We start from the raw sequence: 20,649 nt of genomic DNA, 5'->3' as shown, positions 1-20,649 counted from the left end.
CACCTCCTGATTCGGCATTGACTGGCGCGCAAGTCAGTCTCACTATCGAAAGAAACTGGCTGACTTGCAAGTCAGTGTCAAGGCGCAACGGACGAGCAGCTTATGACCATACAGCGACTGCTGATCGCCAACCGGGGGGAGGTGGCGGTGCGCATCGCCCGGGCCGCGGCGGAGCTGGACATTCCCACGGTGGCCGTCTACCCGCAGGACGATGCCGCCTGCCTGCACGTGCGCGAAGCCACGCAGGCGCGGCTGATCCCGGGCACCGGCAGTGCCGCCTATCTGGATGCCGAAGCGCTGCTGGCGGCGGCCCGCGATGCCGGCTGCGACGGGGTCCACCCCGGGTACGGGTTTCTCAGCGAGAACGTCGCCTTCGCCCGCAGCGTCGGCCGGCAGGGGCTGATTTTCGTCGGCCCCCCGGCCGAGCAGCTCGCCCTGCTGGGCGACAAGACCCGCGCCCGGGGGCTGGCGCACCAGTGCGATGTGCCGGTGGTGGAAGGCGCCGACGCCATCTCGCCGGACGCCCTGCGGGCGTTCTGCGACGGTGTGGATGGCGCCGTGATGCTCAAGGCCGCGGCCGGCGGTGGTGGCCGCGGGATGCGGGTCATCCGGCCCGGCGACGACGTGGCCGAGGCGTATGCCCGCTGCGCCGCCGAAGCGGAATCCGCCTTCGGGGACGGCACGCTCTACGCCGAACGGCTGGTGGAGCAGGCGCGTCACGTGGAAGTCCAGGTGCTCGGGGACGGCAGCGGCGATGTGGTCCACCTGTGGGAGCGTGAGTGCAGTCTGCAACGCCGGCATCAGAAGCTGGTGGAGGTGGCGCCCTGCCCGTCGCTCCCGGCCGCTGCCCGGCAGCGCCTGCTGGACGCGGCCCTGAGCATGGCCCGTGCCGTCCAGGTGCGTGGGCTGGTGACCTTCGAGTTCCTGGTGGAGGGGGACGGCGCACGTTTCGCCTTCATGGAGGCCAACCCGCGGTTGCAGGTGGAGCACACGGTCACCGAGGAAGTGACCGGGGTGGACCTGGTGCAGGCTCAGATCCGTTGCTGTTCCGGTGAGACGCTGGGCGCCATGGGGCTGACCCGGGACGCCATTCCCGAGCCGGCCGGCCACGCCGTCCAGCTGCGGGTGAACATGGAGTCCATTGGTGCCGATGGCGACCCCGTGCCCTCCGGTGGCACGCTGGACGTCTTCGAGCCGCCCGTCGGCCCGGGCATCAGGGTGGACACCTGCGGGTACGGCGGCTATGCCACCAGCCCGCACTACGATTCCCTGCTCGCCAAGGTCATCGTGCACGCCCGCTCGGGCGCTTACGCCGGTGTGCTGCGCAAGGCGGCCGGTGCCCTCGCGCGTTTCCGGGTGGACGGCGTCGATACCAATCTGCCGTTTCTGCAGGCTCTGCTGGCAGACCCGGGTGTGCAGTCCAACGCGGTCCACACCCGTTTCGTGGACGACCGCAAGGCCGCGCTTGCCGCGGAACAGGCGCGGTACCGGGCCGAGCCGGCGGATCGGGGCCCGGCACCGCGGCAGACCGCCCACCACGCCGCCGGGCCGGCCGGGACGGTACCGGGTGTTGCGCCGATGCAGGGCGTGCTGGCGGCGGTGACCGTGGCCGAGGGCGATGCCGTTGCCGCCGGGGAGGAGATCGCCGTGGTGGAGGCAATGAAGATGCAGCACGGCGTGGCCGCATCGGAGAGCGGTATCGTGCGACGGGTCGCAGGCGAAGCGGGCGACGCGGTCACGGCGGGCCAGCCGCTGGTCTTCATCGAGCCCGCCGAGCTGGACGCCGATGGCGCGGACCACGCCGACTCCGTCGATCTCGACGCGCTCCGCCCGGATCTCCGGGAGACCCTCGACCGTCACGCCCTGCTCGACGACGACGCCCGCCCGGAGGCCGTGGCGAAACGCCACCGGCAGGGCCAGCGTACCGCGCGGGAGAACATCGCCGACCTCTGCGACCCGGACAGCTTCATGGAGTATGGCGGGCTCACCTTCGCCGCCCAGCGGCGGCGGCGCAGCGTGGACGACCTCATGCGCGCCACCCCGGCGGACGGCCTGGTGACCGGTATCGGCGCCGTCAACGGCGACCGTTTCAGCGACGCCCAGGCCCGCTGTGCCGTGCTCGCCTACGACTACACCGTGCTGGCGGGCACCCAGGGCACCATGAACCACCGCAAGACCGATCGCCTGCTGCAGGTGGCCGAAGACCAGCAGCTACCGGTGATCTTTTTCACCGAAGGCGGCGGTGGCCGCCCGGGTGATACCGACAACGCCACCAAGGTGGCCGGGCTGGACCAGCCCAGTTTTCTGCAGTACGCCCGCCTGAGCGGTCTGGTGCCGCGCATCGGTATCGTCTCCGGGCGCTGCTTCGCGGGCAACGCCGTGTTCGCCGGCTCCAGCGACCTCATCATCGCTACCCGCAGCGCCAGCCTCGGCATGGCCGGCCCGGCCATGATCGAAGGTGGCGGCCTGGGCGTCTTCACACCCGAGGAGGTGGGGCCCATGGCCGACCAGGTGCCCAACGGCGTGGTGGACTGCCTGGTGGCCGATGAGGCGGAAGCCGTCGCGGTGGCGAAACAGCTGCTGGCCTACTTCCAGGGGGCGGTGGCCGAGTGGGACTGCGCCGATCAGCGCCACCTGCGCAACAGCGTGCCCGAGGAGCGCCTGCGCTCCTACGATGTGGGCGCACTGGTGGAGACCCTGGCGGACACCGGGTCCGTGGTGGCGCTACGGCCGGACTTCGCCCCGGGAATGATCACGGCCTTCATCCGCATTGAAGGCCGGCCCCTGGGCGTGATCGCCAACAACCCGCGCCACCTGGGCGGTGCCATCGACGCCGACGGTGCCGACAAGGCCGCCCGGTTCATGCAGCTCTGCGACGCCTTCGACATCCCCCTGCTCAGCCTGTGCGACACGCCCGGCTTCATGGTGGGGCCGGAGGCGGAGAAGACCGGCCTGGTGCGCCACACCAGCCGCATGTTCGTCACCGCTGCCAGCCTGCAGGTGCCGGTGTTCACCGTGGTGCTGCGCAAGGGCTACGGCCTCGGCGCCATGGGCATGGCCGCCGGTGCATTCCACGCACCGGTGTTCAACGTCGCCTGGCCCACGGGTGAATTCGGCGGCATGGGGCTGGAGGGCGCCGTGCGGCTCGCCTACCGCAAGGAGCTGGACGCCTGCGACACCGACGCCGACCGCCAGGCGTTGTTCGACCGGCTGGTGGCGGAATCCTACGAACGCGGCAAGGCCCTGAGCATGGCCGTCTCCCTGGAGATCGATGCCGTTATCGACCCCGCCGACACCCGCGCGTGGATCACCCGCGGCCTCAAATCCACCCCCCAGCCCGCGCCGCGCCAGGGCAAACGCCGCCCGATGGTTGATACGTGGTAGGGGTACGGGAGGGAGTGGTGGAGCGTCGCGACTGACGTCGCTCCTACATCGGCGTGACAACCGTGTGGTGCTGGATCGTAGGAGCGACGTCAGTCGCGACCACCGCCTGTCACCCCTCCACCCAAACCGCATCCCACAACGGATAATCCCCGATCCGCGACACCAACCCCGCCCGCAACGGATTGGCGATCACGTAGCGGGCCAGGGCCCGCAGATCCTCGTCGCCGCGAATGGCGTGGTCGTGAAAGCCGCGTTGCCAGATTGGGGCGGTGTGGGAGGTGGTGCTGCAGATCTCCCGGGCGGTGCCGGCCTTCAGTCGCTGGATAAGCCGCGAGAGTGACGTCGCATCATTGAGCTGGAACAGCCAGTGTAGGTGATCGGGCATCACCACGAAGCACTTTGTTGCGGCCAGCGGTTCCATGCGGCGCAGTGCCCGGACAACTACACGTCCGAGGAACGTATCCAGAAAGATCGGTCGACGCCCGTCGGTAACTGTTGTAACGAGGTAGTAGTGATAGGGCAACGACGCGCGTCCGCGGCGCAGGGCGACCTGTCCGGGGCGAGCTGGGGTCCTTCCCATGCTGCTGTCCTTTGTTGACTATGTTCGCGACTGACGTCGCTCCTACGATTCAGCACCACACGGTTGTCACGCTGATGTAGGAGCGACGTCAGTCGCGACCACCCATTATCAATCAATCCCCCAGAACCAGAACATCCCCCTCACCCGGCCCATCACCATCCACCAGCTCCACGATGGCCACGTCGTCGCCGGCGAAATCCACCACTTCCACCACGCCCTTGCGGCTGCCGGGGCGCCAGCCCACGGGGCGGTCGTTGGGGTTGCGGACGATGCCGGGCTCGCCGCGGACTTCCAGGCGGGTGCCTTCCTCCAGGCCGGAGTCGCGGCCGGCGTTGATGGCCCAGCCGTCGGCCTCCTCGGCGAAGGCGCGGGCGTGCCAGGGGGCGGTGTCGAGGCGGTCCACGGTGGCGATCAGGGCCTGATCGGCGAAGGTGCGCCAGGCCTGTTCCGGCACGCCGCCGTCCACCTCGGGCAGCTCGCTCACGCGCACGCTGTGGCGGTACTCCAGTGCCACGTCGTAGGTGCTCCAGCGCACTTCACTGCCGTTGGTCTCCACGTACACGATGGTGCGCAGCCCGGGGTAGACGGCCAGGGAGCCGGCGCAGGCGGGCAGCTCCCCGGGGGTGCAGCCCGCTTCTTCCATGGCGTCGCGGGTGGCGTCGTTGTCCAGCAGCACGATGGGGTGATCCGGCGCCACATCGCGGAATGCCTGTGCGGCGGCCTCGGTCTCGCCGTCCAGCAGCAGGCCCACGCGCTGACGCGGGGTGTCGGTGGCCACCCGGTCCCGGTCGCCATCGCGCTGGCTGCGCTCGTCTTCCAGCTGGGCGATGGCCGCCTCCAGCTCGGCGATGCGGTCTTCGTCCGCTTCGTCCATGGAGTCTTCGTCGCGGCCGAAGAGCTCGCTGAACAGGCTGGGGCGGTCGGACCAGTCCTCGTGCTGCATGCCGAACGCCTCCCGGTACCGGTCACGCTCCTCGTCGCTGAGGCCGCCGTTGGAGGCGCAGCCGGCGAGCAGCAGCGAGGCCAGGGTCAGTGAACCGAACAGCGCGACGGGGCGATGCGTCATGGCGAGCTCCATGCAGGGTTGAACAGCGGAAGCAGGCAGCATAGGAAACCCTGCCGCCGCTGGCAATGGCGGTGTGTTGCAGGCGCCGGCGGGGGTCAGAAGCGCAGCACGCCACCGGCCTCGAACCAGCGCTCCCGGGGCTGGTAATCCACGGCGTTGCCGCCGCTGCCGGCGCGCTCCTCGCCGTACCATACCTGGTTGTACTCGAAGCGGATACTGGAGTGGCCCGAGACACGGAACTCCGCCCCGGCGCCGATGCGCAGCCCGTCCAGCCAGTCCTGTTCGCGGAAGCCGGGCAGGCTGAGGTCGTACTTGCGTTGCTGATAGCCGGCGCGGCCGTAGAGCAGGGTGTCCTGATTCAGCAGGCCGCCCATGACGCCGGTGAAGCCCCAGCCTTCGCGGGTGTCCACATCCAGCCGGCTGTCATTCAGCCGCATGCTCCCACTGAGTGCGCTCAGGCCGTAGTTGGCCTCGCCGCCCAGGTAGAGCCCGCCGCGGCTCCAGCCGTAGCCGCCGTAACCGGTGAGCAGGGCGCCTGAGGCGCCGAGATCCAGCCCGAGGCTGTCGCCGCCGAAGCGGCCATCCGTCTCCACCACGCTGCTGCCGTAGCCCATGCCCAGCCCGGCATAACCGCCATCCCACGCGAACGCCGGGGCGGCACCCCAGGCGAGTAGCGCGACGGCTGTGGCAATGGCCGGTAAACGGCGAGTCATGGGCGGGGCCCTCCGAAAAAAAGGGCGCCCGGAGGCGCCCTTTCAGTATAGTCAAGCTGTCCGGTTCAACTCAGAACTGGACGCTGACGTTCAGGCTGGACGCATGGCTGTTGTTGCCAAGGAAGTCCTCGGTGTCCGCGTACCCGAAGGTGCCGTAGACCGTGGTGGACTCCGTCAGCTGGTAATGGGCCTGGAGGTCGGCGAAGACCACGTCCTCGTCAACGTCCTCGCTCGGGCGGTCGTAGTTGACCCAGCCCAGGGCGCCCATGAAGGTCCAGTCCATCATCTCGTAGGTACCCCGGGTGGCGATCAGGGTCACACTGTCGTCTTCCTGGTCGGTGTTGCCGAGGCCGCCCATGTCCAGGCCAGCGATCCGCGTTGCCGTCAGGTCGTGGTCCGGGCTGTTGTGGATCAGGCTGGAGTAGCTGTCGTAACCGCCGGCAACCAGGGTGCCGCCGTCGGCGTACATGACCTGACCTTCCATCTTGAACTCGGGGGTCAGCTGGAAGCCGGACTGGGCGTAGATCCCGAACGAGTCCTCGTTGAAGGCGGGGCCGTGGCCGTTGCCGAAGTAGTGGCCGCCGATCCGGTAGTCCAGGTCGCCCGCCTCACCTTCGACGTAAGGAGCGATCAGGGTGGCGCCGCGCGGGCCGTAGCCGAGATCAGCTGCCTCGCCGTCGATCTCACCTTCCGTCGTCGCGCCGCTGCCGCCAGCTTCGAACTGGGCGAGCAGCAGACCGTAGCTGACATTCTCGGCCAGCGGCCCGATGAAGGCGAAGAAGCCAAGGTGGCCGTCCAGCTGGCGGTCGGAGTCGGAGCCCTCAACCGGTGGATTGTCCAGCGACTGGGTCGTGGCATCCTGCCGCCGGTCGTAGACGGTGATCATGGTGTGGCCACCGCCCAGGGGCGTCACCAGGGAGACGCGGTCACGCCGGTCGTCGGAGGTGGTGAAGTTGTTGTTCCAGTTGGCCTGCTGGCGGCCGATGTTGAGCTGGCCGAGGGCCGTGCGCATGGAGACGTAGCCGTAGTCCAGCTCGACGTTGCGGTGATCACGCAGGCTGTACGGGGTGTCGTCCTGGGTGGAGACGCCGCTGTTGTCACCGGTCCAACGGTCGTTGAACAGGTTCAGGCGGGCGTGGACTTCAACGCCGCCGTCAGTTTCCACGGAGGTGGCCAGGCGGATGCGCTGTTCGGCGCCAGTGCCGAGGTTGTTGGAAGCGCCGTCGCGGGTGCCGTACACGCCGAAGTCAGCGTCACCGCCAAAGTTTACGTCGATGGCGAAGGCAGCGGGGCTGCCGACCAGGGCGGCGAGAGCCAGAGCTGAGGTTACCTTTTTCATGGATGCATTCCCCTTGAGATTTTTAGTGTGGTACTGCCGTGGGTTCGTCGCCGGCTGATCCCGCCGCCGCCGGACCCCCCACTAGGTCCGGTGGGTGTCTCCACCCGGAACCGCTTCGGACGATGTTGTATCAGTGCAACGTTTTTCGCCCGGTGGTGCTTTCATAATACACACTGATCTATTTACTACAATAGTTCGGCGTAATCAACAAACCTGAGAAATTACTTTAAGTGTGTGTTGTGGACGCACAACAGCACCGGCTGTCTCGGCACGACGTAACGACGGCGAGCCGCCATCGGCAGCGCGAGAGATCTTCAGGGGTTAGTCAGTGGCCATGCGGCTGGAACGAAAATGGTGCTTCTCCCCGGTACTTTGCTCCCGCGCCGTTATTGTTGTTGGCCGTGCACGGTTGTTTGTTATTACCGTCGCAGTATAGCGACGTCAGCCGCCGCGTCGAGTGCGGGTTGTGGTGCGATGCAGTATGCGGGCGGGGTGGTGGACCTGAAGGTCCACCCTACGGGTGCCGCCCTTGATCCATGTAGGCCGGACCTTCAGGTCCGGCATCCCCGGCACACAACGCTCACCGCCGGAACAACCAGAACACCAGGCTCACCGCCACGCTGATGACGATGCAGGTGGTGATGGGGAAGTAGAAGGTGCCGCCGTCGCGTTCGATGATGATGTCGCCGGGCAGGCGGCCGAGGCCGAGTTTCGAGATCCAGGGCCAGAGCAGGCCGACGGCGAGGGCGACAAGGCCGATGGTGATGAGGGTGCGTTGCATGGTCGCCTCCGGGGTGAATCGTTACACCCAGTTCTCCACCAGAAGTCCCGGTACCCGCGTGAATTCGCTTTCGTTGTTGGTCACCACGGTGAGCCCCCGGCTGCGCGCGTGGGCGGCGATCATGAGATCGTAGGGGCCAATGGGCGTGCCGGCCCGGGCGAGGTCGGCGCGAATCTCTCCGTAGTGACCGGCCGCGTTCTCGTCAAAGGGCAGGATATCAAGCCGCGCAAGGAACGACTCGACCTGCAGGAGGTTGTGCTCCGGTCGCCCCGAGCGCGCCGCGCCGTAATAGAGCTCCGCGGCGACGACGCTGGAGGTGCACAGGTGTGGGCCGTGTTGGTTGAATCGCTCCCGGGCCTGGGCGGGTCGGTGCTTGATCACGTAGATGCAGATATTGGTGTCGAGCAGGTAACGCAGCACGCAGCGTTCCCTCGCTTGCGGGTGGGTTACAGGGTGTCGCGTTCCTGTGCGGGCGGCTGGTCACGCTCAGCCATGAAGTCGTTGGTCACGGCAGGGCCATCGAAGAAGTCATCCCACTCGGTCCCCGCAGGCGCGATCAGCCGGGCGTTGCCGATGCGGAATATCCGGACCCGCCTGACATGCTCCGGCAACGCCATGTCCTGCGGCAACCGAACAGCCTGGTTGCGGTTGTTCTTGAAGATGCTTGCTTCGGCCATGGTGCTATCGCCTCTACTGATCGCAATTCGAGTATTGCGGCAGGAGGTGTATATGTCAATGGTAGATGCCAGGCGGTGAGGTGCTGTGTGGGGTGGTGGACCTGAAGGTCCACCCTATGGGTGCCTGCGCCGTGATGGGCGGGTTCCGGCCCCCGTAGCCCCCGTAGGTCGGACCTTCAGGTCCGACACGAAGGCGCTCCCACCGCTCTGTCACGCTTCCAGCGTCTGCACCCCGTCCGCTCCACCGAGCAGGAGCACGTCCGCGCCGCGGAGGGCGAACAGGCCGTTGGTGACCACGCCGGGGATGTCGTTGAGGGTGCGCTCGAACTTCACCGGCTCGGCGATCTCCAGGTTGCGCACGTCCAGGATGACGTTGCCGTTGTCGGTGGTGAACCGTTCCCGCAGCTCCGGCTGGCCGCCGATGCGTTTGACGATCTCCCGGGCCACGAAGCTGCGCGCCATGGGGATCACCTCCACCGGCAGCGGGAAGGCGCCCAGGGTGCCCACCAGCTTGCTGTCGTCGGCGATGCACACGAACCGGCGGCTGGCGCCGGCGATGATTTTCTCCCGCGTGAGCGCGCCACCACCCCCCTTGATCAGCGACAGGTGGCGGTTGGACTCGTCGGCGCCGTCCACGTAGAGATCCAGCGGGCCGGCGTGGTTGAGGTCCATGACCTCGATGCCGGCATCCTCCAGCAGCCGGGTGGATGCCTCGGAGCTGGACACCGCCGCGCGGATGCGACCCGGGTCGCGGGCCAGGCATTCGATGAACACGTTGACCGTCGAGCCGGTGCCCACGCCGATGATGCTGCCGTTGTCGATGTACGTCATCGCCGCCTCGGCGGCCTGGCGCTTGCCTGCATCTGCGGACATGGTCTGGCTCCGTCATCTGGTCAAACCGATAGTATGACACGGGCGGCGGGGTGTTCAGGAGGGTGGTGGCTTTTGCTGCGGTGGGCGCGGGGGGTAGACTGAGCGCGGTTTTTCTCGGTGGACCTGAAGGTCCACCCTACGCTTATGCGGCCAGGCGTTGTTATTGGTCGCGACTTGCGCCGCTCCTACAGGCCTTGACACGACTGTGTAGGAGCGGCGCAAGCCGCGACCAATGCCAACCCACCGTCCACGCACACACGCGCTGCAATAATGGATACCCGATGACCCAGGCCTATCTGGAACGCATTCTGACTGCCTGCGTTTACGACGTGGCGATCAACTCGCCGCTGGATCATGCGCCGACGCTCTCCGGGCGGCTCAACAACCGCGTGCTCATGAAGCGCGAGGACCTGCAGCCGGTGTTCTCGTTCAAGCTGCGTGGGGCCTACAACATGATCTCCCGGCTGCCGGACGAGGCCAAGGCCAAGGGGGTGATCTGCGCCTCCGCCGGCAACCACGCCCAGGGCGTGGCGCTGGCGTCGCGGAAGCTGGGCATCAAGGGCGTGATCGTCATGCCGCGCACCACGCCGAGCATCAAGGTGAACGCGGCCCGGCGCCTGGGTGGCAAGGTCATCCTCCATGGCGACAGCTACGACGAGGCCGCCGCCCACGCCACCAAACTCATGGATGAGCGCGGCATGACCTGGATTCCGCCCTACGACGCGCCGGACATCATCGCCGGTCAGGGCACCGTGGGCATGGAGATCCTGCACCAGCACCCGCAGAAGCTGCACGCCATCTTCGTGCCCGTGGGTGGCGGCGGGCTGGCGGCGGGGGTTGCCACCTATGTGAAGCAGCTGCGCCCGGACGTGAAGGTGATCGGCGTGGAGCCGGAAGACGCACCCACGCTGCACGCGGCGCTCAAGGCCAACAAGCGGGTGCAGCTCGAACAGGTGGGGCTGTTCGCCGACGGCGTGGCCGTGCGCCAGATCGGCAAGGAGACCTTCCGCGTGCTGCGCAAGCACATCGACGACGTGGTGCTGGTGACCACCGACGAGATCTGCGCCGGCATCCGCGACATCTTCGATGATACCCGCACCATCAACGAGCCGGCCGGGGCGCTGGCGGTGGCCGGCCTGAAGAAGTACGTGGAGACCACCGGCGTCGAGGGCGAGAGCCTGGTGGCCATCAACAGCGGCGCGAACATGAACTTCAGCCGGCTCGGTCACGTGGCCGAGCGCGCCGAGGTGGGCGAGCACCGGGAGGCGGTGCTGGCGGTGACCATTCCCGAGCGGCCGGGCAGTTTCCGGCAGTTCTGCCAAGCCATCGGCAAGCGCCAGGTCACCGAGTTCAACTACCGTTTCTCCGACCCCCGGCAGGCACACGTGTTCGTGGGGCTGGGCCTGCAGGATGGCCTGCACGAGAAGGACGACCTGGTCGCCCACCTGGAGGAGAACGACTATCCGGTGCTGGATCTCACCGATAACGAGATGGCCAAGGTCCACCTGCGCCACATGGTGGGCGGCCACGGGCATCTGGTGGAGCACGAGCGGGTGTTCCGGTTCGAGTTTCCGGAGCGGCCCGGGGCGCTGATGCAGTTCCTCAACCAGCTCGGGCGGCGGTTCAACATCAGCATGTTCCACTACCGCAACCACGGCGCGGCCTACGGGCGCGTGTTCGTGGGCATCCAGGTGCCGCCGGAGCACGCCGAGCGGTTCGATCAGTTCCTGGACGGCATCGGCTACCGGTACGAGGAAGAGACCGACAACCCGGCGTATGCGTTGTTCCTGAGTTGATCTGTCGCGACTGAAGTCGCTCCCACAGGGCAGTAGCGGGACGTTGTCGCCGTCGCGACTGAAGTTGCCCCCACCGCGGGGGCTTGCCAGGGTGCTCTTGTGGGAGGGGCTTCAGCCCCGACTTCGCGCCGACACGCTGCCGCTACTTCTTCTGCGCCGCCCGGAACGCGTCGGCGAGGCTGCCTTCGGCGGGTTTCTCCTGGGCCTTCGGTTGTGGCTTGCCCTTGCCGCCGCCTTTCTTCGCCGGCGCCTTGTCCGCCGGCTCGTCACCGGGCAGGGGGTCGTCCAGGCGCATGGTGAGTGCGATGCGCTTGCGCCGCTCGTCCACGCTGAGCACCTTGATCTTCACCACGTCGCCGGGCTTGACCACTTCGCGGGGATCGCGGATGAACTGCGTGCTCATGGCGGAGATGTGTACCAGGCCGTCCTGGTGGACGCCCAGGTCCACGAAGGCGCCGAAGTTGGTGACGTTGCTCACGGTCCCCTCCAGCTGCATGCCGGGCCTGAGGTCCGCCAGGGTTTCCACGTCGTCGCGCAGGTTGGCGGTGACGAACTCCGGGCGCGGGTCGCGGCCCGGCTTGTCCAGCTCGGCGAGGATGTCCCGCACGGTGGGTTCGCCGAACTGCTCGTCGGCGTAATCGGCCGGGCGCAGCTTGCCCAGGAAGGCGCTGTCGCCGATGGTGTCGTCCAGGCTGCGGCCGTTGGCCTTGAGAATGCGCTCCACCAGCGGGTAGGCCTCCGGGTGCACGGCGGAGCGGTCCAGGGGTTGCGGGCCGCCGTTGATGCGCAGAAAGCCGGCGGCCTGCTCGAAGGTCTTGTCACCCAGGCGCGGCACCTTGCGCAGGGCCTTGCGGTCCGGGAAGGCGCCGTTGGCGTCCCGGTGGGCCACCACGTTCTCGGCCAGGGTGGTGTTGAGCCCGGAGACGCGGGCCAGTAGCGGTGCGGAGGCGGTGTTCACGTCCACGCCCACGGCGTTGACGCAGTCTTCCACCACCGCATCCAGGGTGCGGGCGAGCTGGGTCTGGCTGACGTCGTGCTGGTACTGCCCCACGCCGATGGACTTCGGGTCGATCTTCACCAGCTCCGCCAGCGGATCCTGCAGGCGGCGGGCGATGGACACGGCGCCGCGCAGGCTCACGTCCAGCTCCGGGAACTCCTTCGCTGCCACTTCCGAGGCGGAGTACACCGAGGCGCCGGCCTCGGAGACCATCACCACCTGGGCGCGCAGCTCGGTGTGACGCTTGCCCACCTCTTTCGCCAGCCGCTCGGTCTCGCGGGAGCCGGTGCCGTTGCCCACGGCCACCATGTCCACGCCGTGGCGCTCCATGAGCTGGGCCAGGGTGTGGATGCTCTGGTCCCAGGCGTTCTTCGGTGGCAGGGGGTAGATGGTGGCGGTGTCCAGCAGTTTGCCGGTGGATGACACCACCACCACCTTGCAGCCGGTGCGGATGCCCGGGTCGATGCCCATGACGCAGCGGCTGCCCGCCGGCGGCGCCAGCAGCAGATCGTGCAGGTTGCGGCCGAACACCTGGATGGCCTCGGTCTCGGCGCGCTCGCGCAGGCTGCCGATGAGGTCCGTCTCCAGGCGGGTGTAGAGCTTGACCCGCCAGGTGTGGCGCACCAGTGCCTGCAGCCAGTCGTCCCCCGGGCGCCCCTGGTGGCGGAAACCGTAATAGCCGGCGACCCGGTCGTGGCAGGGGCCGGGCTGGTCGCCGTCGATCTCGATGGCGAGGCGCAGGATGCGCTCCTTGCGCCCGCGCAGCAGGGCCAGGGCCCGGTGGGAGGGCACGGCCCGGAGCGGTTCCCGGTAGTCGAAGTAGTCGCTGAACTTGGCGCCGACCTCTTCCTGGCCGGGAGCGACCTCGGAGACCAGCACGCCCTTGTTCCAGGCGTGTTCGCGCAGCCCGGCGACCAGGTCCGGGTCCTCGGCGGCTTCCTCGGCGAGGATGGCGCGGGCGCCCTCCAGGGCGGCGTCAGCGTCCGCCACGCCGGCATCGGCGTTGACGTAATCGGCGGCGCGGACCTGCGGGTCCACGGAGGGGTCGCTGACCAGCGCCCGCGCCAACGGTTCCAGGCCGGCCTCGCGGGCGATCTGGCCCTTGGTGCGGCGCTTTTTCTTGTAGGGCAGGTAGAGGTCTTCCAGCCGCTGCTTGGTGTCGGCGGCCTGCAGGGCCTGGTGCAGGCTGTCGGTGAGCTGCCCCTGCTCGCGGATGGTGGTGATGATGGTGTCGCGGCGCTCGTCCAGCTCGCGCAGGTAGCCCAGGCGTTCTTCCAGCTGGCGCAGCTGGGTGTCGTCCAGGCCGCCGGTGGCCTCCTTGCGGTAGCGGGCGACGAACGGCACGGTGGCGCCGTCGTCCAGCAGTTGCACGGCGGCGTCGACCTGGTTGGTGCGCACGCCGAGTTCCTCGGCAATCCGTTGAGTCAGGGTATCGGCCATGGGGTCTTGTCAGGGTAGTGAATGTGGGGCCGGATGATAGCAGACGCCCCTCACCGCATGATGCCGATGCCGATCCCGAAGTTCACGCGCGGCTCCTGACGCGCCTGGCCGCTGGACTGGCGGGGCCACAGGTGGAGGTCGTCGGCGCGCACCACCGCGTAGGTGTAGTCCGCCTCGCCGATGGTGGCCGTGCGGGCGTCGTCGAGCGGGCCGCGCACCGTGATCTGGCGCCCCTCGGCGTAGTCGGCGGGCTCCAGGTAGCCGTCGGCGATGATCAGGAACCGCCCCTGGGAGGAGCGATCGATCCGCGGCTGGTGGCCGCGGTCCAGCGGGTACGCGAGGACTTCAATCTGGGTGGTGTCCTGCTGGGGTTTCACGGACAGAATGGTGCCGCCCCAGAGGACCTGCTCGTCACGTGCCTGATCGGAAGCTGCCTGCCTGGGTTGCAGGTCGCGGTTGACCCCGTCGGTGTCGAACTGCGGCCCGGTGGCGCAGGCCGTGAGCAGCAGCGTGGCGGCGATCACGGGGAGCGTTTTCATCGCTGTACGGCGCATGGGCGTCCTCACCTTGACAGTCACTATCGGAAACCGCGGCGATGGGGGTACCACGGATCATACCAGGGGTCGTACCAGGGCCCGTAACGGGGGCCGTAGTAGGGGCCCGGGTAATAGCGGGGGTCGTGGGCGTAGGGGTCGGGCCGGGGCTCGGGCCACAGGTGATGCCCGGTGGCACGCACCTGCACGTAGCGGTAGTCATGCTCGCCCACGGCCCGGGTCACGTCCCCGTCCACGGTGCCGCTGACGGTGATGCGGCGGCCCTCCTCGTAGACCGCCGGATCGAGAAAGCCGTCGATCACCGCGAGAAACCGCCCCTCACTGGAGTCGCCGCTGCGCGGCCGGCCGCTCCGGTCCAGCGGGCGGCCCACCACCTCCACCAGCGTGACGTCCTGCCGGTTCTCCACGCCGGCGATGGACCCGCCCCAGCGGATCGTCTCGCCCTGGTGCCGATCCGGTGATGCGCGCACATCGCTGATTGTCGGTGCGCCACGACCGGGGTCCGGGATGGAGTCCCGGGTGGTGCTGCAGGCGGTCAGCAGCAGCCCCAGACATGCCAGACCCAGAAGAGCAATCCTGACCATGGACTCATGCCCTCGTAACACCGGTTACCCGAAGCGCCCCATGCGCTGTCAGAACGTCCGGTTCTCTGTTGAGACCGTGGAATCGGAGTCGGGTTCGTTTCGTCTGTTGCGGTCCGACAGCGTGACCGTTGCAACACCGGCACCGATGAGCAGCAGCCCGACGATGTTGGTGCCGGTGAGCGCCTCACCGAGCAGCACGGCCGATGCCGCCACGCCGAACGCCGGTACGCCGAGGCTGCCGATGGAGGTGGTGACCGCCGGCAGTGCCCGGGTGATGGTGATGATCGCCCAGAACGGGAACGCCGTGGCCAGCGGGCCGTTGTAGAAGAGAACACCCAGCAGGACCGGATCCGACCACGTCACGGTGCTGGCGTCTTCGACGAGCAGCGCAATGGGCAGCAGGACGATCGCGGCGATACCGAACTGCCACGGCGCCAGCGTCAGCGGCGGACCCTGGTTACGCTGGGCGCGCACGTAGACGATCAGCAGGGCCCAGCACAGGGCGGCGAGCAGCAGCAGGCCGTTGCCGATGACCACCGCGGGGTTGGTCCAGTCGAAACCGAACGGGTTGAACATCACCGCGACCCCGCCGATGCCCAGGGCGAATCCCGCCAGGCGCGGGCGGGTAAGGGTTTCGCCCAGTGTCATGGCGGCGATGGGCAGAACCCACAGCGAGGTGGTGTAGGCGAGAATGGAGGAGCGGCCGGCAGGCACGTACTGCAGGGCGATGGTTACCAGGCCGAGAAACAGCGCCATCTGAATCAGCCCTACGCTCAGGACCAGTGTCCACTCATCGCGGTAGGGGCGGCGCAGTTGTCCCATGACGGCGGCGGCGAACACCATGCACAGGCACCCGAGCACCATGCGGATGCTGGTAAACAGCAGGGGCGGAATGTACTCGAGGCCGACCTTCATCACCGGCCAGTTCAGCCCCCAGAGCACGATCACCAGCCCCAGCAGCACCAGGGCGGCGCGTCCCGAGAGGGTCATTCCTCGTCCCGCATCGCCAGCTGCTGTTCCTGCTCCTCGTGCATGTCATCGAGCTGTGCCACCAGGGGGGCGGCGCGGGCGATGAAATCATCCATGTGCTCGCTGGCAACCGGGTCGCCGCTGGGCAGATCCACCCGCATGGGGTTGCGGTGGACGCCGTCCTTGATGAACTCGTAATGGAGATGCGCGCCGGTGACCAGCCCGGAGGCACCGACATAGCCGATGGTCTGCCCCTGCTCCACGCGGGTGCCGACGCTGATGCCGCTGGCGTAGCCGGACATGTGCGCATACAGCGTGCGGTAGCGGCCGGCGTGCTCGATGATCACCGTGCGGCCGTAGCCGCCCTTGCGTGAGGCGTGGACCACGCGTCCGGCACCGGCGGCGCGGATCGGCGTGCCCGACGGCGCGGCGAAGTCGGTGCCCAGGTGCGGGCGGCGAACCCCGAGTACCGGGTGCTTGCGGTTGGGGTTGAAGCCGGAGCTGATGCGCGCATCGCCGACCGGGCGGCGGATGAACGCCTTGCGCAGGTTTTCACCTTCGGGGTTGTAGAAGCCGCGGTTGCCGTCCGGATCCTCGTAGCGCACGGCGTCGATGGCGTTGCCGCGGTTGACGTAGCGGGCGGCGAGAATGGGGCCGTCGCGCACGTGCTCGTCGTCGATGTAGTAGGACTCGTACGCCACCGAGAACATGTCGCCGGAGCGCACGTCCCGGCCGAAGTCCACCTGCCACTTGAAGATGTTCATCAGCCGCATGATCTGACCGTGGCTGAGCCCGGCGTCCTGGCCGGCGACGAACAGGGAGCTGTTGACCGTGCCGCTGGCGTGCTTGACCCGGGTCTCGATGGCGCGGCTCTCGATGCTGACGTCAAAGCCGTCGTCACCCCGGGCGACGACCAGCGTGTCGGCATCGTCGATGTCGTAGCGCAGCCCCTGCAGGGCGTCGCTTTCGACGTGGAAGTGGATTTCGTCACCGGGGTAGATGCGCTGGAGCTGCGCGGTGCGGTCGTCGGTGTTGATGAGCCGGTGAAGCTCGCCGGCGGACAGGCCGGCGCGGCTGAAGATCGCGGCCAGGGAGTCGCCGGAGCGGACTTCGATGGTCTCCCATTCCGGCCCTTCGTGGGGCGCGGCCAGTTCCTCCAGGTCGGCTTCGGCCTCCGCCGCGCTCCCGGCGGTATCGTCGCTGGCGTCGGTGCTGCCGGTGCTGGCGTTGATGTAGTTGGCCCAGCCCGAATCCATGTCGGCTGCCGTGGCATTGGCGGCACGCAACGGGCCGGAATCCGCGGGCGCCCCGTTATCGGAGACTGCCGCCGGGCTGTCGTCCATGGTGGCGGCGGTGGTGCGGCTGCCGTTACCGCGGGCCCGCTGCGCGACCATGTCGCCAACCCGGGTGCCCGGCATGCCCAGCTCCACGGCCACCGTGTCGCCGGACGCTCCCGAACCGGAACCGCCACTCCCGAAGCCGATCATGCCCGTGGTGATCAGGCTCACACCCACCGCGCCAATGGCCAACGGAATCGGGCGGAGCCACCATTTCAGGCCGCGTCTGGGCGAGGAGCCCTCATACACAAGCCACTGATTCTGACGATGCCCCAACGTCTTATCCCCCTGCATCCGCGATGAGCGATGAGGCCCCTCGCGCACAATGACTGTTACCTTATAGCAGGTACCTTATAAACACAAATGACTTTGTCCGCCAAGCTGTTCAAATTGTTGGTTTTTGGTGACATGTCATTTGCCGGTGACAACCGCGTTCACGGTGTGTCGTCCGCAAGCTCCAGATCCGGCAGCTGGTGCAGCCCGTTCTGTCGGATCATGGCGCGCACCTCATCGACGTAGGCCTGACCCCGCTCCGAGTAGCGGATCAGCCCTTCCGCCAGAATGATCCCGTCCAGCGGCTCACCCTGCTCGCGCAGGTTTGCCCGCTGCTGTCGCAACTCCCCGTAGGCGTGCCCGACGTTGATGTTGTGGATGTACGAGCGCACCGACCCGTGCAGGTCGGGGAAGATGCGTACGAAATGCGTGGCGCCTTCCGCGCGCTGCTGGGGCAGCAGCCCCTGGTCCTCGTTCCACGTCCACTCGCCGAACAGGTTGTTGGCCTCGAGCGTGAACCGCGAGGTGCCCCAGCCGCTCTCGTTGGCCGCCTGCGCCAGCGCCAGGGACGCCGGCACCGCGTCCACCCGCCGCAGCAGTTGCTGGCGAACGGCGGCGTCGTCCAGGTCGCCGTCGACCCGGAAGCGGTCCTTGAGCTGGCCCAGGTAGGCCCGCTCGTCACTGCCCGGTTCCGGCGGCGTGCCCCCCTGCAGCAGCGTCCCGGCATTGTCCCGGTGGTGGCTCAGCGCTGCATTCTCGTACAACACCAGCGGCAGCAGAGCCCGGAAGAACACCGTCTTGCGCGTGTCTGCATCCAGCTCGGCCATGTCATCCGGGAAGTGCTCCACCTGGATGCGTGGCACGGGCCCTTCGGGAGGCCACGGGAAGTCCATCGCGTCGAGCGTGTCGGCCAGCCCGGCCGCGGAGTCGGCCTCCACCGGCGCCATGGTCATGTCGAAGGCCAACGCCTCGGCACCACGGGATGGCGCCTCCAGGTCACGCAGGTGCTGCCAGGCGAGCGCCAGTGCAGCCGTGACGGCGATCACGCTGGCGATTGCCAGCACGATCCGGTGATCGGTCGGCGCAAGGCCGTGTTCTGCTGCGTGTGTGTCGCTCACTGCGTTCATCCCTTGATGCCGATCTCCACGATCGGTGCGGCGGCCACTCCGGGGCGTCCCGCGAGAGTATGCGTTTGCCGCAGGTCGTGATCCGGGACGGGAGTCACGGAATGGCGTTCCCGTCGTATTCACCCGATGGGCGGAAGGTCATTCGAGCCCGAGAATGAACTGCCACTGCTCCGGCGTGACCGGCATGACCGACAGGCGGTTGCCCTTGCGCACCAGAGGCATATCGGCCATTTCGGGGCGATCCTTGAGTTCCTTGAGCTCGGTGAGGCTGATGGTGCGGTCCAGTTTGCGCACGAACCGGATGTCCACCATGTACCAGCGCGGGTTGTCGGGATCGCTTTTCGGGTCGTAGTGGGGGTCTTCCGGGTCGAACGCCGTGTGGTCGGGGTAGCCTTCGCGTACCACCTCGGCGATGCCCACGACGCCCGGGACCTTGGTATTCGAGTGGTAGAACAGGACCTGGTCGCCCTGCTGCATCTGGTCGCGCATCATGTTGCGCGCCTGGTAGTTGCGCACGCCATCCCAGTGGTCGGTCTGGTTCGGGCAGTCGGCGAGGTCGTCGATACCGAAGACATCCGGTTCGGATTTCATCAGCCAGTATTGCATCGGGGCTCCAGCCGTGGCTTCGGGGAAGCCGCACAGGATACCGGGGTTGGCAAGGAAAGGGACACCCCCCGCTGGCGCCGTGCGGTATCGCCCCTTGAACCCTGAGGTTCAGGTGGGGAGGACGAGCGGGGCCTTAGGCTTTCCGCACGGGGCGGACATGCGCACCGGATACCGCCACGTCAGTTCCCCTGGCGATTCAATTGAGGGTCAAGGAATAGCTGTGACCGCTGTCGAACGCCGCAGGGGGTGTCCAGTGCCATGGTGGGGGCTCGGCGCCGGGACTGCAAGGGGAGTACTGCAGAATCCCCGCCAGGACAGATGGGCGGTGCCCGGTTCAGGACTCCGGCAGCACCTGATTGATGCGCTTCTCCATGGCGCGCACGCGCTCCTCGACCAGGGATGCGGTCTCGCGCTGGTCGTTCTGCGCCTGGAGCAGCTCGTGGGTGAGATTCAGCGCCGCCATCACGGCGATGCGGTCCGCTCCCTGGATGCGCCCGGCGTCGCGCACCTCGCGCATGCGCCGATCCAGCATGTGGGCCGAACTCAGCAGGCCCTCTTTCTCGTCCGGGGGGCAGGCCACCATGTATTCCTTGTCGAGAATGGTGACCCGGACCGGTTCGATGTCATCGCGCATGTCAGTGGTGCTCCATGGCCTTGAGGCGGCTGATCATGGATTCGATCTTGGAGCGGGCCATCTCGTTCTTCTCGAGCAGGCTGGCACGCTCCGCGTTCAGCGAATCCTGGGACTGGCGCAGCACCCGGTTTTCTTCTTCGAGACGGGCACAGTAGCGCACCAGCGAGTCCACCTGGCGTTCCAGCCGGTCGAGCTCCCTGCGCAGTGCCTTCGGGGACGATTCACTCATGCCTGCAGCGGCCCGCGATGCCTTGTATGTCGTGGTAGGATAGCGATTTTGTACGGCCTTGGATATGTCCGCGCCATGACTGACTCTCTACCCGATTACGACGCCCTCAATGAAGCCCTCGCCGAGGTGGACGCCGAGATCGGTGCTGCCGAGGCCCACGGCCTGCTTGCGGGGATGCTCAGCGCCTCCGCGCAGGTGGAAGCGGCCCAGTGGATCGCCCAGGTCCTCGCCGGCACCGAGCCGAAGGGCGATCCGGCCCGGCGCTGCCTGGAAGGCCTTGCCACCCTGTACGGCGCCACCCAGCAGGGCATGGATGACAGCAACCTGGAGTTCCAGCTGATGCTGCCCGACGGATCCGCGCCCGTGGATCGACGTGCCGAGAGCCTTGGCGGCTGGGCGCACGGGTTCATCTACGGCCTCGGCGTCGGCGGGTTGCCGGAGGAGAGCAAGCTGCCGAAGGAGGTGGCGGAGATCATCGGCCACCTGGGCGAGGTCAGCCACGCCGTGAGCGACGAGGGCGGCGAGGCGGACGAGGCGGCTTACGAGGAGCTCCTGGAGTTCGTGCGCACCGGGGCCCTGCTGGTGCGGGAGCACCTGCAGCCGCGCAAACGCGACAAACCCGTGCCGGTGCCGGGCGCCGATCAGGGCAGCCAGCGGACCCACTGACCCACTCATCGACACTTGCTCCGC

General features: G+C 67.8%; 20 protein-coding genes and 1 other RNA gene. 3 read left to right on the top strand and 18 right to left on the bottom strand.

Translation table 11 applies throughout. The features are described from left to right. The first annotated feature begins 102 nt into the window (after window positions 1-102). A complete protein-coding gene (locus BMZ02_RS17495; RefSeq protein WP_091646220.1) occupies window positions 103-3,384 on the top strand; it encodes an acetyl-CoA carboxylase family protein in 3,282 nt (1,093 codons plus the stop codon). Window positions 3,385-3,493: 109 nt separating this feature from the next. Here BMZ02_RS17495 and BMZ02_RS17490 read toward each other — a convergent pair whose 3' ends face one another. From BMZ02_RS17490 to rpiA, 8 genes are all read right to left on the bottom strand, one after another. Beyond that, window positions 3,494-3,964: an REP-associated tyrosine transposase gene (locus BMZ02_RS17490; protein ID WP_091646218.1), complete on the bottom strand. Its 471-nt coding sequence runs from the start codon at window positions 3,962-3,964 to the stop codon at window positions 3,494-3,496. A 112-nt stretch (window positions 3,965-4,076) separates the two neighbouring features. Next, on the bottom strand, window positions 4,077-5,030 hold the full coding sequence (locus BMZ02_RS17485; protein WP_091646216.1) for a hypothetical protein: 954 nt from the start codon (window positions 5,028-5,030) through the stop codon (window positions 4,077-4,079). A gap of 95 nt (window positions 5,031-5,125) precedes the next feature. Continuing rightward, complete coding sequence (locus BMZ02_RS17480) at window positions 5,126-5,743, bottom strand: outer membrane protein (RefSeq protein WP_091646215.1); 618 nt, start codon at window positions 5,741-5,743, stop codon at window positions 5,126-5,128. A gap of 70 nt (window positions 5,744-5,813) precedes the next feature. Further along, window positions 5,814-7,082 carry a porin gene (locus tag BMZ02_RS17475; RefSeq protein ID WP_091646213.1) on the bottom strand — a complete coding sequence of 423 codons (1,269 nt, stop codon included), beginning with the start codon at window positions 7,080-7,082 and terminating at the stop codon, window positions 5,814-5,816. Between the two features lie 580 nt (window positions 7,083-7,662). Further along, window positions 7,663-7,863 (bottom strand): DUF2905 domain-containing protein, encoded by a 201-nt coding sequence (locus BMZ02_RS17470; RefSeq protein WP_091646212.1) that lies wholly within the window; start codon window positions 7,861-7,863, stop codon window positions 7,663-7,665. Between the two features lie 21 nt (window positions 7,864-7,884). Beyond that, entirely contained in the window at window positions 7,885-8,280 is a 396-nt protein-coding gene (gene vapC, locus BMZ02_RS17465; protein ID WP_425425096.1) for a type II toxin-antitoxin system tRNA(fMet)-specific endonuclease VapC, read from the bottom strand. 29 nt (window positions 8,281-8,309) lie between these two features. Next, the gene (gene vapB, locus BMZ02_RS17460; protein ID WP_091646209.1) at window positions 8,310-8,540 is read right to left on the bottom strand and encodes a type II toxin-antitoxin system VapB family antitoxin; all 231 of its coding nucleotides are present in this window, start codon (window positions 8,538-8,540) and stop codon (window positions 8,310-8,312) included. 210 nt (window positions 8,541-8,750) lie between these two features. Beyond that, window positions 8,751-9,413, bottom strand: coding sequence for a ribose-5-phosphate isomerase RpiA (gene rpiA / locus BMZ02_RS17455; protein ID WP_091646207.1), 663 nt, complete (start codon window positions 9,411-9,413; stop codon window positions 8,751-8,753). A 50-nt stretch (window positions 9,414-9,463) separates the two neighbouring features. On the opposite strand from rpiA, the gene ilvA reads away from it, so the two are divergent. Beyond that, the gene (gene ilvA / locus BMZ02_RS17450) at window positions 9,464-11,209 is read left to right on the top strand and encodes a threonine ammonia-lyase, biosynthetic (protein WP_342707952.1); all 1,746 of its coding nucleotides are present in this window, start codon (window positions 9,464-9,466) and stop codon (window positions 11,207-11,209) included. Between the two features lie 142 nt (window positions 11,210-11,351). Here ilvA and BMZ02_RS17445 read toward each other — a convergent pair whose 3' ends face one another. From BMZ02_RS17445 to BMZ02_RS17400, 10 genes are all read right to left on the bottom strand, one after another. Further along, window positions 11,352-13,646, bottom strand: a complete 2,295-nt coding sequence (locus BMZ02_RS17445; RefSeq protein ID WP_091646204.1) for a Tex family protein — start codon at window positions 13,644-13,646, stop codon at window positions 11,352-11,354. A gap of 50 nt (window positions 13,647-13,696) precedes the next feature. Further along, window positions 13,697-14,200: a Slp family lipoprotein gene (locus BMZ02_RS17440; protein WP_245754070.1), complete on the bottom strand. Its 504-nt coding sequence runs from the start codon at window positions 14,198-14,200 to the stop codon at window positions 13,697-13,699. A gap of 23 nt (window positions 14,201-14,223) precedes the next feature. After that, a complete protein-coding gene (locus BMZ02_RS17435; RefSeq protein ID WP_091646200.1) occupies window positions 14,224-14,784 on the bottom strand; it encodes a Slp family lipoprotein in 561 nt (186 codons plus the stop codon). Between the two features lie 48 nt (window positions 14,785-14,832). Further along, window positions 14,833-15,774, bottom strand: a complete 942-nt coding sequence (locus tag BMZ02_RS17430; RefSeq protein ID WP_091646198.1) for a DMT family transporter — start codon at window positions 15,772-15,774, stop codon at window positions 14,833-14,835. Beyond that, window positions 15,771-17,261: a peptidoglycan DD-metalloendopeptidase family protein gene (locus tag BMZ02_RS17425; RefSeq protein WP_171909976.1), complete on the bottom strand. Its 1,491-nt coding sequence runs from the start codon at window positions 17,259-17,261 to the stop codon at window positions 15,771-15,773. The genes BMZ02_RS17430 and BMZ02_RS17425 overlap by 4 nt, the downstream gene beginning before the upstream one ends. Before the next feature lie 263 nt (window positions 17,262-17,524). Further along, the gene (locus tag BMZ02_RS17420; RefSeq protein ID WP_171909975.1) at window positions 17,525-18,481 is read right to left on the bottom strand and encodes a glucosaminidase domain-containing protein; all 957 of its coding nucleotides are present in this window, start codon (window positions 18,479-18,481) and stop codon (window positions 17,525-17,527) included. A gap of 147 nt (window positions 18,482-18,628) precedes the next feature. Beyond that, window positions 18,629-19,096 (bottom strand): EVE domain-containing protein, encoded by a 468-nt coding sequence (locus BMZ02_RS17415; protein WP_091646193.1) that lies wholly within the window; start codon window positions 19,094-19,096, stop codon window positions 18,629-18,631. Window positions 19,097-19,157: 61 nt separating this feature from the next. Then, window positions 19,158-19,345: non-coding RNA, 6S RNA (gene ssrS, locus BMZ02_RS17410), on the bottom strand. Window positions 19,346-19,430: 85 nt separating this feature from the next. Further along, window positions 19,431-19,730, bottom strand: coding sequence for a cell division protein ZapA (locus tag BMZ02_RS17405; protein WP_091646191.1), 300 nt, complete (start codon window positions 19,728-19,730; stop codon window positions 19,431-19,433). 1 nt (window position 19,731) lies between these two features. Continuing rightward, window positions 19,732-19,959 carry a TIGR02449 family protein gene (locus BMZ02_RS17400; protein WP_091646189.1) on the bottom strand — a complete coding sequence of 76 codons (228 nt, stop codon included), beginning with the start codon at window positions 19,957-19,959 and terminating at the stop codon, window positions 19,732-19,734. A gap of 75 nt (window positions 19,960-20,034) precedes the next feature. Here BMZ02_RS17400 and BMZ02_RS17395 point away from each other — a divergent pair, with 75 nt between their 5' ends. After that, the gene (locus tag BMZ02_RS17395) at window positions 20,035-20,625 is read left to right on the top strand and encodes a UPF0149 family protein (RefSeq protein ID WP_091646187.1); all 591 of its coding nucleotides are present in this window, start codon (window positions 20,035-20,037) and stop codon (window positions 20,623-20,625) included. Window positions 20,626-20,649 lie beyond the last annotated feature (24 nt).

Source organism: Aquisalimonas asiatica (assembly GCF_900110585.1).
Classification (GTDB): Bacteria; Pseudomonadota; Gammaproteobacteria; order Nitrococcales; family Aquisalimonadaceae; genus Aquisalimonas; species Aquisalimonas asiatica.
The sequence above is the reverse complement of the archived record's forward strand: the minus strand, read 5'-3'. Positions and strand labels throughout refer to the sequence as shown.

Excerpts from the sequence above, each read along its gene's own strand:
- BMZ02_RS17495 (WP_091646220.1), top strand. The coding sequence starts at position 103 with ATGACCATACAGCGACTGCTGATCGCCAACCGGGGGGAGGTGGCGGTG.
- BMZ02_RS17490 (WP_091646218.1), bottom strand. The coding sequence starts at position 3,964 with ATGGGAAGGACCCCAGCTCGCCCCGGACAGGTCGCCCTGCGCCGCGGA.
- BMZ02_RS17485 (WP_091646216.1), bottom strand. The coding sequence starts at position 5,030 with ATGACGCATCGCCCCGTCGCGCTGTTCGGTTCACTGACCCTGGCCTCG.
- BMZ02_RS17480 (WP_091646215.1), bottom strand. The coding sequence starts at position 5,743 with ATGACTCGCCGTTTACCGGCCATTGCCACAGCCGTCGCGCTACTCGCC.
- BMZ02_RS17475 (WP_091646213.1), bottom strand. The coding sequence starts at position 7,082 with ATGAAAAAGGTAACCTCAGCTCTGGCTCTCGCCGCCCTGGTCGGCAGC.
- BMZ02_RS17470 (WP_091646212.1), bottom strand. The coding sequence starts at position 7,863 with ATGCAACGCACCCTCATCACCATCGGCCTTGTCGCCCTCGCCGTCGGC.
- vapB (WP_091646209.1), bottom strand. The coding sequence starts at position 8,540 with ATGGCCGAAGCAAGCATCTTCAAGAACAACCGCAACCAGGCTGTTCGG.
- rpiA (WP_091646207.1), bottom strand. The coding sequence starts at position 9,413 with ATGTCCGCAGATGCAGGCAAGCGCCAGGCCGCCGAGGCGGCGATGACG.
- BMZ02_RS17445 (WP_091646204.1), bottom strand. The coding sequence starts at position 13,646 with ATGGCCGATACCCTGACTCAACGGATTGCCGAGGAACTCGGCGTGCGC.
- BMZ02_RS17440 (WP_245754070.1), bottom strand. The coding sequence starts at position 14,200 with ATGCGCCGTACAGCGATGAAAACGCTCCCCGTGATCGCCGCCACGCTG.
- BMZ02_RS17435 (WP_091646200.1), bottom strand. The coding sequence starts at position 14,784 with ATGGTCAGGATTGCTCTTCTGGGTCTGGCATGTCTGGGGCTGCTGCTG.
- BMZ02_RS17430 (WP_091646198.1), bottom strand. The coding sequence starts at position 15,774 with ATGACCCTCTCGGGACGCGCCGCCCTGGTGCTGCTGGGGCTGGTGATC.
- BMZ02_RS17415 (WP_091646193.1), bottom strand. The coding sequence starts at position 19,096 with ATGCAATACTGGCTGATGAAATCCGAACCGGATGTCTTCGGTATCGAC.
- BMZ02_RS17405 (WP_091646191.1), bottom strand. The coding sequence starts at position 19,730 with ATGCGCGATGACATCGAACCGGTCCGGGTCACCATTCTCGACAAGGAA.
- BMZ02_RS17400 (WP_091646189.1), bottom strand. The coding sequence starts at position 19,959 with ATGAGTGAATCGTCCCCGAAGGCACTGCGCAGGGAGCTCGACCGGCTG.
- BMZ02_RS17395 (WP_091646187.1), top strand. The coding sequence starts at position 20,035 with ATGACTGACTCTCTACCCGATTACGACGCCCTCAATGAAGCCCTCGCC.